At 70.2% G+C, this 9452-nt stretch carries 7 protein-coding genes; 6 read left to right on the top strand and 1 reads right to left on the bottom strand.

Annotated elements, in window-relative coordinates; translation table 11 throughout:
• The first annotated feature begins 463 nt into the window (after nt 1-463).
• The gene (locus ACWGJ2_RS39460) at nt 464-1636 is read left to right on the top strand and encodes an MBL fold metallo-hydrolase (protein WP_453351232.1); all 1173 of its coding nucleotides are present in this window, start codon (nt 464-466) and stop codon (nt 1634-1636) included.
• Nucleotides 1637-1677: 41 nt separating this feature from the next.
• On the top strand, nt 1678-2799 hold the full coding sequence (locus tag ACWGJ2_RS39455) for a VOC family protein (protein ID WP_453351231.1): 1122 nt from the start codon (nt 1678-1680) through the stop codon (nt 2797-2799).
• 75 nt (nt 2800-2874) lie between these two features.
• Here the strand turns inward: ACWGJ2_RS39455 and ACWGJ2_RS39450 are convergent, their stop codons facing one another.
• Nucleotides 2875-3891: a LacI family DNA-binding transcriptional regulator gene (locus ACWGJ2_RS39450; protein WP_453351230.1), complete on the bottom strand. Its 1017-nt coding sequence runs from the start codon at nt 3889-3891 to the stop codon at nt 2875-2877.
• Between the two features lie 318 nt (nt 3892-4209).
• Here ACWGJ2_RS39450 and ACWGJ2_RS39445 point away from each other — a divergent pair, with 318 nt between their 5' ends.
• The 4 genes from ACWGJ2_RS39445 to ACWGJ2_RS39430 all read left to right on the top strand — a co-directional run bounded on the left by ACWGJ2_RS39445 (nt 4210) and on the right by ACWGJ2_RS39430 (nt 9419).
• Nucleotides 4210-5526: an ABC transporter substrate-binding protein gene (locus tag ACWGJ2_RS39445; protein WP_453351229.1), complete on the top strand. Its 1317-nt coding sequence runs from the start codon at nt 4210-4212 to the stop codon at nt 5524-5526.
• Between the two features lie 247 nt (nt 5527-5773).
• Entirely contained in the window at nt 5774-6814 is a 1041-nt protein-coding gene (locus ACWGJ2_RS39440; RefSeq protein WP_453351228.1) for a carbohydrate ABC transporter permease, read from the top strand.
• Entirely contained in the window at nt 6811-7743 is a 933-nt protein-coding gene (locus ACWGJ2_RS39435) for a carbohydrate ABC transporter permease (RefSeq protein ID WP_453351227.1), read from the top strand. Before ACWGJ2_RS39440 ends, ACWGJ2_RS39435 begins: the two co-directional genes overlap by 4 nt.
• A gap of 197 nt (nt 7744-7940) precedes the next feature.
• Nucleotides 7941-9419, top strand: a complete 1479-nt coding sequence (locus ACWGJ2_RS39430; protein ID WP_453351226.1) for a GH1 family beta-glucosidase — start codon at nt 7941-7943, stop codon at nt 9417-9419.
• Nucleotides 9420-9452: the final 33 nt, after the last annotated feature.

Genomic DNA, 9452 nt, shown 5'->3' with positions numbered 1-9452 from the left:
CCGCAATGACATTTTGTAGTTACTCTACCGCCACGCTGGAACCGTTCACGGGCCGCGCCGGGGGCGCCCCCCGCGGTTTAGCCGTCTACCGCCCGGCCTTGGCGGCGTCCGGCTCACCGCCGTTTCGAGCCCTATGGAATGGCGGCGGACGTTCAAGTGCGTGTCGCGGCAGTTGAACGCATCCGTGCGGTCTTGTTCTTCCGAAGTGCCGCATGCCATAGTGCGGAGCACGAGCGCTACAAGTCCAGGGCGGCGACTGGAAGTCGCGCCGGAGTCCTCGAACCGTCAAGTGCGGGTTCTGTTCTGTTTCTCTTCTGGGAGATTGAGGGCGCACATGGTGGATGAGCTGATGTTTCTCCAGCAGAAGGCGCCCGTCGGGCTGTCAGGGGAAACATTCTCCGCCCAGCCTCATGCGGGAGAACAGAAAGCCGACGCGATGAATCCCGTATTCCTGGAATCTCCCGTGCTGGAATCCTGTGCGCGGTCGCCGGAAACCTACGTCACAAGGCACGCCGCAACACACGTCACGGCGAAGCGGAATCCGGAACCGTACGGCGGATCGTCCGGCCTGGGCAGCTCCCGGGCGCCGGACGCGCTCGGCCGCCTGCGCGAGACGCTCGGGCTCGACGCCGCCCAGGCGGAGCAGTTGGCCATGCTGCTCCGCGAGTCCGCGGGCCCCTCGCCACACCGGCACATCGAAGCCGGCGGACGCATCCGCTACTTCGGGCACGCCTGCCTGGTGTTGCAGACCCCCGAGGGCGCGGTGGTGACGGATCCCTTCATCAGCGCGGACGGCGGAACCGAGGACCACTACACGCTGGACGACCTGCCCGACTTCATCGACCTCGTGCTCGTCACCCACGGGCACCAGGACCCCATCGTGCTGGAGACGCTTCTGCAACTGCGCGGCCGCATCGGCACGATCGTCGCGCCCCGCGCCTCCCGCACGTCCCGCGCCTCCCCGGGCCCCTGCGCGGACCCGGACGGCCCCTCCACCGGGCTGTACCTCAGCCGGCTCGGCTTCCCGGTGGTCGAGGCCGACGACTACGACGAGTTCCCCTTCCCCGGCGGCCGGGTGGTGGCCACACCGTTCCTGGGAGAGCGCGCCGCCCAGGATCCCGCTGCCATGGATCCCGACGCCGACGCCGACGCCCTGGGCCCTGGCCTCCCGGCCTTCGGCGAAGGGGCGACGTACTGGGTGGAGCTGGCCGGCCGCTCGGCGTTCATCGGCACGGACTCGTCGGGCACCGACCCCGCGCCCTACCGCTGCGTCCGGCAGCTCCTGGGCACGGCCGACTACGCCTTCCTCGGAATGGAGCGCGACAGCGCCCCGGCGAGCCCGCTCCACCGCCCCCCGCTGTACCTGCCGGGCAGGGGGAGGCCGGGCAGCCACCCGCGCAAGCGGAAGCCGACGGGTCTGAGCGCCGCACAGGCGGCCACGATCACCACAGAGCTGGGAGCCGGCGAGGCGTACGTCTACGCCGTGGGCGAGGAGCCCTGGCCGGGAAACCTCATGGCCGCGACGCGTCGCGAGGACACGTACGAGGCCGAGCAGATAGACGAGTTCATGATGTGGTGCGCGGATCACGGAATCAGGGCCGGACACCTTCACAGCCGACAGGAACGGCACTGGTGACGGCCACCACCTTCGTCATACGTCCGTCCAGGAGAATCTCAATGACTGTGCACGACATCGCGTACGTCGAGCTCTACACGAGCAACAAGAAGTCCGCCGTCGACTACTTCGTCTCCTCGATGGGGTTCTCGCGGGTGGCGGAGGCCGTGGGTGTGGACCACAGCTCCGCGCTGCTGCGGCAGGGCACGGCGCAGCTCGCCGTCACCACGGGCCCGGCCACGTGGAGGTTCCTCAGCGAACATGGGGACGGCATCGCCGACATTGCTCTGACCTGCGACGACGTCGAAGAGACCGTGCGGTCGGCGGTGGCGGCCGGAGCCACGGTGACGGGCCCAGGGCAGAGCCATACGGGCCTGGCCCAGGGCAACCCTGCGGTCTCCGCCTTCGGCGGCACGACACACACCCTCCTGCCCCGAGACCACGGCCCGGCGGCGGGCCCGCCGCCCGGACGCAACTGGTCCACAGTGCCGGACACATCGTTACCGGACGCAGCGTTACGGGACGCAGCTGCACCGGACGTGCCGGGACCGGAGGCACCGGAGCAGGACGCGCCGAGCGGCCCGCACACCGGCCGGATCCAGTTGCTCGACCACGTCGCGGTATGCCTCGAAGGCGCCACGCTCGACAAGTACGGCGACTTCTACCGCGATGCCTTCGGCATGTCCTGCTACTCCTCCGAGTACGTGGACGTCGGCGCGCACGCGATGGACTCCGTCGTGATGCGCAGCTCCTCCGGCCGGGTCACCTTCACCCTCGTCGCGCCCGACCCGGGCAAGGGGACGGGCCAGCTCGACGCCTTCCTGGAGCGGAACGGCGGCCCGGGGGTGCAGCATCTGGCGTTCCTCGTCGAGGACATCATCCCGACGGTCCGCGAGTACAGGGACCGGGGCGTGGAATTCCTGACCGTTCCCGACACCTACTACGACAGCCTGGAGAAACGGCTTCCGGGCATGCGGGCAGAGGTCGGCATGCTGCGCTCCGCGCAGGTGCTGGCGGACCGCGACGAGTGGGGCGACCTCCTGCAACTGTTCAGCCGTTCACCGTACGAGCGCAACACGCTCTTCTACGAGCTGATACAGCGCCGCGGCTCCCGCGGCTTCGGCAGCTCCAACATCCGGGCACTGTACGAGGCGGTGGAGCGCGACCGGCTGACCGCCGAGTGAAGCACGGGCTGCCGGCAGCCTGAACCACGGGCGGGCCCGGCCGGGCCCGCCGCCGGGCAGCCTCCGCCAGGAGACTCACGACGAGTCGCGGACGACCAGTTCTGTGGGCAGCACGATGTGCTGCCGCGAAGCCTCCGGATCGGCGATCTCCTCCAGGAGGATCCGCGCGATGCCGCTGCCGATCTCCTCGACGGGCTGGCGCACACTCGTCAGGGACGGATTGGTGTGCCGGGCGAGGATCGAGTCGTCGAAGCCGACCACGGCCACGTCGTCCGGAATGCGGCGCCCCTGAGCGCGCAGCTCCGCCATCGCGCCCGCCGCCATCACGTCGGACGCGACGAACACGGCGTCCAGCTCAGGGGCCCGTTCAAGAAGCGAACGCATCGCTCGCCGGCCGCCCTCCTCGGTGAAGTCGCCGGTGGCCACGAGGCGTTCGTCCGTCGCGCGGCCCGCCTCCGCGAGCGCTTCCCGCCAGCCCTGGAACCGCCCTCGGCCCACGTCCATGTCGAGCGGTCCCGTGACCGTGGCGATCGTCCTGCGCCCCCGGGCCAGGAGGTGCCGCACCGCCTCGGCGGCGCCGCCGAGGTTGTCGGAGTGCACATGGCTCAGTGACTCGTCGGGGGAGCGGCGCCCCGCGAGCACGGTGGGCAGCCCCATGTCCTCCAGCAGCCCGGGCAGCGTGTCGCGTTCGTGCACCGACACCAGCAGCACCCCGTCGACGCGCCGCTCGGCGACGGACTCGGTGAGCCGGTCCTGTTCGCCCTGGTCGCGTACGAGCATGAGCTGGAGCTGGGTCCTGGTGTCCATGAGCGCCGTGCTCACGCCGCGGATGACGGCGGAGAAGTACGGCTCGGAACCCAGCCTGCTCTCCGACTCCGGGATCACGAGTGCGACGGAGTTGGTCCTGCGGGTCACCAGTCCGCGGGCGACCGAGTCGGGTACGTAGTTCAGCTCGGCGATGGCGGCCAGGACGGCGGCCCGCGCCTCGTCGCTCACGAGTGTCGATCCGTTGATGACACGGGAGACCGTGGTGCGGCCGACACCGGCACGCGCGGCCACGGTCTTGATGGTCGGCCGCCGGCTCGCCCCCATGGCTTCCTCCCTCGTCCAGCCTGCCGCTCTGGCCCGCTCGCCAGCGCATTGTGCCAGAAGGACCGCCGCGTCGAGTGGTGCGCGAGGGGCGGGGGAGGGGTGGCGGAGGGCGTCGGAGCCCCGGGACACGGGACACGCTTCCGAAATCCGTTGGTTTCAACTTCTTGACAGAGCCATAGCGGGGCGGTCAGTCTTCGGGTCACTTGATGGGAACGTTCCCACTCTGCGTTGGGAACGTTCCCATCGCAGACTTGAGCCGCGGAGCGGACCGACAGGCGCGTACTCCGGTGCGTCGGGGCCGCCGCTGGGGAGGACGAAATGGGCAGGGCTCGCACGCTAAGGCGTACAAGAATTACGGCCACGGTCTCGGCCGTTGCCGCGCTCGGACTGGTCGCGGGCTGCGGTGGCAGCAGTGGCGGCGGCAACACGGGCGGGGGCGTCAAGGACGGCAAGACGACCATCACCATGGGCCTGTTCGGCGTGATGGGCTTCAAGGAGACCGGCCTGCTGGACCGGTACATGAAGGAGCACCCGAACATCGAGATCAAGGCCGAGGTCGCGGGGGACGAGCAGACGTACTACACCGCTCTCCAGACCCACCTGGCCGCCGGAAGCGGGCTCAAGGACATCCAGGGCATCGAGGTCCTGCGGGCCAAGGACATCGTCGACACCCAGTCGGACAAGTTCGTCGACCTCTCCAAGACCCCCGGCAAGGACCACTTCCTGCCCTGGAAGCTCAACCAGGTCACCGGCTCGGACGGCAAGGTCGTCGGCCTCGGCACGGACATCGGCCCGATGGCGGTCTGCTACCGCAAGGACCTCTTCGAGCAGGCGGGTCTGCCCACGGACCGCGACGAGGTCGCGAAGCTGTGGGAGGGCGACTGGGCGAAGTACGCCGAGGTCGGCGAGGACTTCAAGAAGGGCTCCAAGGACGACGACGTCGCGTTCACGGACAGCTCCAGCGGGCTGTTCAACGCGATGATCTACGGCAACTCCAAGCAGTTCTACGACGAGGACGGGGAGCTGATCTACCAGAAGAACCCCGTGGTCAAGGACGCCTGGAAGCTCGCCTCGAAGGTGGCCACCTCCGGTCTGACGGCCAAGCTCCGCCAGTTCCAGCCCGGCTGGGACCCCGGCCTGGCCAACGGCACCTTCGCCACGACGGTCTGCCCCGCCTGGATGCTCGCCCACATCAGCGAGAAGGCGGGCGAGAAGAACAAGGGCAAGTGGGACGTGGCGAAGGCCCCGCAGGGCGCCAACTGGGGCGGCTCCTTCCTCGGCGTCACGGAGGCCAGCCCCGTCAAGAAGGAGGCGAAGAAGCTCGTCGCCTGGCTCACCGCGCCCGAGCAGCAGGAGTACCTGTTCAAGAAGCTCGGCAACTTCCCGTCCTCGGAGGAGGCGCTGAAGGCGCCCGCCGTGTCGGGGGCGAAGTCCGAGTACTTCAGCGACGCGCCGATCGGTGAGATCTTCGGCGCCGCCGCCACGGAGATCCCCGACAAGCAGGTCCTCGGCCGCAAGGACGGCACGATCAAGGACATCTTCTCGCAGGGCCTCCAGCTCATCGAGTCGAAGAACGAGGACCCCGACAAGGCGTGGGACACCACGGACGGCCGCATCAAGAAGGCCGCGGGCTGACCGGGCTGATCCGTCGGGGCCCTTCGGGGACCCGCCGGGTCACGGCCCGGCCCACGGCCCCCGGCCCTCCGCCACACCGCCCGGCGGTCGCTCCTCGCCGGTACGGGCGCAGAGCCCCGTACCGGCCGGCCGCCGGGCCCCGGGCGGGCGTCCGTCCTCCGGGGCGGGCGCCCGCCGCCCGCCCCGTCCACCCGTTCCGCTTCGTCCCGTCCCTTCTCCGCAGAGCTTTCAGGAAGGATGCCTTCCGGTGGCCACCTCCACCCCCGTACCCCGGACCGGCGGGTCCGCCGAGGAGCCGGGCGCCGTACCGGTGCCCGGCGGCCCCGGTCACGACCGCCAGGGCCGCCCCCGCCAACGCCGGCGCGCGCTGCTGCACCGTCTCGACGTGCGCGCGGCGCCGTACGCCTTCGTCGCGCCGTTCTTCGTCGTCTTCGCGGCCTTCAGCTTCTACCCGCTGATCTACACCTCCTGGATCTCCCTGCACCGCGTCGAGCTGGCCTCGATGAACCTCATGGAGTGGGTGGGCTTCGACAACTACACGGCCCTGTGGGCCGACGCGCGGTTCTGGAACGCGCTGCTCAACACGATCACCATCGGTGTGATCTCCACCGTCCCGCAGCTGCTGATGGCGCTGGGGCTCGCGCACCTGCTCAACTACAAGCTGCGCGGCTCGGTGTTCTTCCGGGTCGCGGCGCTGACGCCGTACGCGACGTCGGTCGGCGCGGCTGCGCTCGTCTTCACCATGCTCTTCGAGCGCGACTTCGGCATGATCAACTGGGTGCTCGGCCTCTTCGGCGTCGAAAGCCTCGACTGGGAGAACAACAAGTGGGCCGCGCAGATCGCCATCTCCTCGATCGTGGTGTGGCGCTGGACCGGCTACAACGCGCTGCTCTACCTGGCCGCCATGCAGGCCATCCCGCGCGACCGGTACGAGGCGGCGGCCATCGACGGCGCCTCGCGCTGGCAGCAGTTCACCAAGGTCACCGTCCCCGGCATCCGCTCCACGGTCCTCTTCACGATCGTGCTGTCGACCATCGGCGCCACCCAGCTCTTCGGTGAGCCGCTGATCTTCGGACAGGGCCCCAACGGCATCACCGGGGGTGCTGACAACCAGTACCAGACCCTCGGACTGCTGCTGTACGAGGAGGGCTGGAAGAACTACCAGATGGGCCGGGCCGCCACCGTCGCCTGGGCCATGTTCCTCCTGCTGATCCTCGTCTTCGTCCTCCAGCGCGTCTTCAAGCGCCTCGCGTCCCGTCGTACGCCGACCAGGAGCAGCACGTCATGACCACAGACAGCCTTCCGGCACGGACGGAAGCCCGCACCCCCGTCCCCGCCGAGACGGACACCGCGCCAGGGGCGCGGCGAAGGCGGCGCTCGCTGCGGACGGGTGCCGGGCGGCAGCACCACGCCGGGCCGCTCGCCTACGTACTGCTCGGCCTGGCCGCCGTCGTCTCGCTCTTCCCGCTGTACTGGACGATGGTCGCCGCATCCAGCGACAACACCAGGGTCACCCAGACACCGCCGCCGTTCCTGCCGGGCCCGCACCTGCTCGACAACCTCGGCAAGGCGTGGCAGGACGCGGCGCTGGGCAAGGCCATGGCCAACAGCCTCATCGTGGCGGGTGTCATCGCGCTGTCCACGGTGCTGTTCGCCACCCTGGCGGGCTTCGCCTTCGCCAAGCTGCGCTTCAAGGGGCGCAACATCCTGCTGATGCTCGTCATCGGCACGATGATGGTGCCGCCGCAGCTCGGGGTCGTCCCGCTGTTCATGATGATGACGGAGCTGGGCTGGGGGCAGCGGCTGCCCGCGGTCATCTTCCCGACGCTGGTGAGCGCGGTCGGCGTGTTCTTCATGCGGCAGTACCTCTCCGAGGCGCTGCCCGACGAACTCGTCGAGGCGGGCCGGGTGGACGGGGCGCACTCGCTGCGCATCTTCTGGAGCATCGTGCTGCCCGTGGCGCGGCCCGCGATGGCCGTCCTGTTCATGATCACGTTCGTGCACGCCTGGAACGACTTCTTCTGGCCGTTCATCGTGCTGGACATGACCAACCCGACGGTGCCCGTCGCCCTGACCCAGCTCAGCGCGGGCTATGTGCGGGACCAGTCGCTGATCATGGCGGGCGCGCTCCTGGGCACCCTGCCGCTGCTGGCCCTGTTCGTCGTCTTCGGTCGCCAGATCGTCGGCGGCATCATGCAGGGCGCGGTCAAGGGCTGACCCCGCGCCGCCGCTCCTCCCGCGCCGCCGCTCCTCCCGCGCCGCCGCTCCTCCCGTGCCGCCGCTCCTCCCGTGCCGCCGCTCCTCCCGTGCCGTCTCTCGGCGCCTCTCCGTACCTCCGCGTACCTCTCCTCTCCGCACCACTCAGTACAACCCGTACCGCGATTCCTCATCGCTCCCCACCCGGAAGGACCTTCGTGACCACAGCGACCCGACGTTCGGCCCCCGGCCCCGAGACCGCCGAGAGCACCGCGACCGCGGAGCCCCGCGTCTTCCCGCCCGGATTCACCTGGGGGACGGCCACCGCCGCGTACCAGATCGAGGGCGCAGCCGCGCTGGACGGGCGGACCCCGTCCATCTGGGACACCTACGCGCGCACCCCCGGCAAGGTGCGCAACGGGGACACCGGCGACGTCGCCACCGATCACTACCACCGCTGGCGCGAGGACGTCGCGATCATGGCCGACATGGGGGTCGGTGCCTACCGCTTCTCCCTGGCCTGGCCGCGCGTCCAGCCGACGGGGCGCGGGCCCGCCGTGCAGAAGGGGCTCGACTTCTACCGTCAACTGGTCGACGAGCTGCTGGAGAAGGGCATCAAGCCCGTGGCCACGCTCTACCACTGGGACCTGCCGCAGGAGCTGGAGGACGCGGGCGGCTGGCCCGAGCGGGCGACCGCCGAGCGCTTCGCCGAGTACGCGGAGCTCGCCGCGCGGGCGCTGGGCGACCGGGTGAAGACCTGGACCACGCTCAACGAGCCCTGGTGCAGTGCCTTCCTGGGCTACGCCTCCGGCGTCCACGCGCCCGGACGCACCGACCCCGTCGCCGCGCTGCGCGCCGCGCACCACCTCAACCTCGCGCACCAGTGGGGAGCGGAGGCGCTGCGCGGGGAACTGTCCCCCGACGCACAGGTGTCGATCACGCTCAACGTCCACCACGTGCGCCCGCTCACCGAATCGCCCGAGGACGTCGACGCCGCGCGCCGCATCGACGCGCTGGCCAACCGCGTCTTCACAGGACCGCTCCTCAAGGGCGCGTACCCGGCCGACCTGCTGTGCGACACCGAGCGGCTGACGGACTGGTCGTTCGTGCGCGACGGCGACCTGGCGCGCACCCGCAGGCCGCTGGACTTCCTTGGCGTCAACTACTACACACCCACCCTGGTCTCCGCCTCGACGGGGGAGGGCGCCCACACCTCGGACGGGCACGGCAACAGCGCCCACAGCCCCTGGCCCGGCGCCGACAACGTCTCCTTCCACCGGCCCCCGGGCTCGACGACGGCCATGGGCTGGGCCGTCGACCCCAGCGGGCTGCACGATCTGCTGATCCGGCTCGGGGACGACTTCCCCGGCCTGCCACTCATGATCACCGAGAACGGCGCCGCGTTCGACGACTACGTCGACCCGGCGGGCGAGGTCCGCGACCCCGACCGCATCGCCTATCTGCACGGCCACCTCGACGCCGTCCACCGCGCGATCGAGGCGGGCGTGGACGTCCGCGGCTACTTCCTGTGGTCCCTGCTGGACAACTTCGAGTGGGGGTACGGCTACAGCAAGCGCTTCGGCGCCGTCTACGTCGACTACCCGACGGGCAAGCGCATCCCGAAGGCCAGCGCGGGGTGGTACGCGGGGGTGGCACGTGCCAACGCCCTGCCGGGGACGGCCGATCCGGTGAGCTGACCCAGCGTCAGGTGCTGCCACGCGCTCCGGCGG

This window comes from Streptomyces sp. NPDC054796 (assembly GCF_053611545.1).
The sequence above is the reverse complement of the archived record's forward strand: the minus strand, read 5'-3'. Positions and strand labels throughout refer to the sequence as shown.

Excerpts from the sequence above, each read along its gene's own strand:
- ACWGJ2_RS39435 (WP_453351227.1), top strand. The coding sequence starts at position 6,811 with ATGACCACAGACAGCCTTCCGGCACGGACGGAAGCCCGCACCCCCGTC.
- ACWGJ2_RS39455 (WP_453351231.1), top strand. The coding sequence starts at position 1,678 with ATGACTGTGCACGACATCGCGTACGTCGAGCTCTACACGAGCAACAAG.
- ACWGJ2_RS39450 (WP_453351230.1), bottom strand. The coding sequence starts at position 3,891 with ATGGGGGCGAGCCGGCGGCCGACCATCAAGACCGTGGCCGCGCGTGCC.
- ACWGJ2_RS39445 (WP_453351229.1), top strand. The coding sequence starts at position 4,210 with ATGGGCAGGGCTCGCACGCTAAGGCGTACAAGAATTACGGCCACGGTC.